Consider the following 1,282-nt stretch of genomic DNA (forward strand, 5'->3'; position numbering starts at 1 on the left):
CGCCCGCCCCGCCCGCGCCGCCGCGATGGTCGCGGCCGTCGCCTTCGGCGCCGCCGCCGTCACCTTCGCCGTGGGCCTGGCCGCCTCGCTGAACCGGGTGCAGGATGCCAGGGAGCACGACAGAGCCGATGTCGCCGTCGAAGCCAACGAGGCGGTCCTCGGCCCGGAGGGCGGTCCCGGCCCGGAGGGAGACCCCGGCTCGAACGGCGGTCCCGGCCCGGAGGGAGACCCCGGCTCGAACGGCGGTCCCGGCCCGGACAACGGTTCCGGCCCGCACCGCAAGGGCCCCGGCGGTCCGCCGCGGATCACGGCCGACCCCGCCGCGATCACCGCGGCGATCAAGGCTCAGCCGGGGACCCGCGCGTACTACGCCACCGCCGCCACCGAGGTGACCATCGCCGGGCTGTCCGGCACCACCGATCTCCACACCTTCACCGGGGACGCCACCTGGTCCAACTACCAGAAGGTCTCCGGCAGATGGTTCGCGAAACCGGGTGAGGCCGTCGTGCCGACCCAGTTCCTCGCCGCCACCGGCACCCGGCTGGGGAACACCGTCGCCCTGAACCACGACGGCAAGACGATCCGGGTCCGGATCGTGGGAGAGGTCTTCGACCCCCGGAACCAGGGCATGAACGTCCTCACAGACGCCGCGACGCTCGCCCCCGCGAGCACTCCCGTCGACAGCTACCGCATCACCCTCAAGCCCGGCACGGACGCGGCCGCCTACGTCACCGCCCTGAACTCCGCGCTCGGCTCGCTGGACGTCACCGCGCACACCGGCTCCTCAGGCGGCGAGAGCGAGATGATCCTCGTCCTCGACGCGCTGGCCGCGCTCCTCACCCTGATGCTCGTCGCCGTCGCGGGGCTGGGTGTGCTCAACGCGGTCGTCCTCGACACCCGCGAACGCGTCCACGACCTCGGCGTACACAAGGCGCTCGGGATGACCCCGCGGCAGACCGTCGCGATGGTCCTCGCCTCGGTCGTCGTGGTGGGGCTTGCGGGCGGCGCCGTCGGCGTCCCGGCCGGTCTGGCCCTGCACGCGGCGGTCGTCCCCGCCATGGGCCACAGCGCCGGACTCACCCTCCCCACCTCGGCCCTCGACGTCTACGCCCCGCCCGAGCTGCTTCTGCTCGGTCTCGGTGGCCTGCTGATCGCGGCCGCCGGGGCCCTGCTCCCCGCGGGCTGGGCGGCCCGGACGCGTACGGCCACGGCGCTGCGTACGGAGTGAGGCGGAGGAGAACGGGGGCAGGGGCGGGCGCTCGGCCGCGCCCGCCCCTGCCCC

Annotated in this window: 1 protein-coding gene; it reads left to right on the forward strand. The window is 74.9% G+C overall.

Annotated features, from left to right (window positions below):
- The coding region (locus CCN51_RS48980; protein WP_143676164.1) for an ABC transporter permease at nucleotides 1–1,228 on the forward strand (1,228 nt) is incomplete at its 5' end.
- Between the last annotated feature and the right edge of the window lie 54 nt (nucleotides 1,229–1,282).

This window comes from Streptomyces milbemycinicus (assembly GCF_002154605.1).
Classification (GTDB): domain Bacteria; phylum Actinomycetota; class Actinomycetes; order Streptomycetales; family Streptomycetaceae; genus Streptomyces; species Streptomyces milbemycinicus.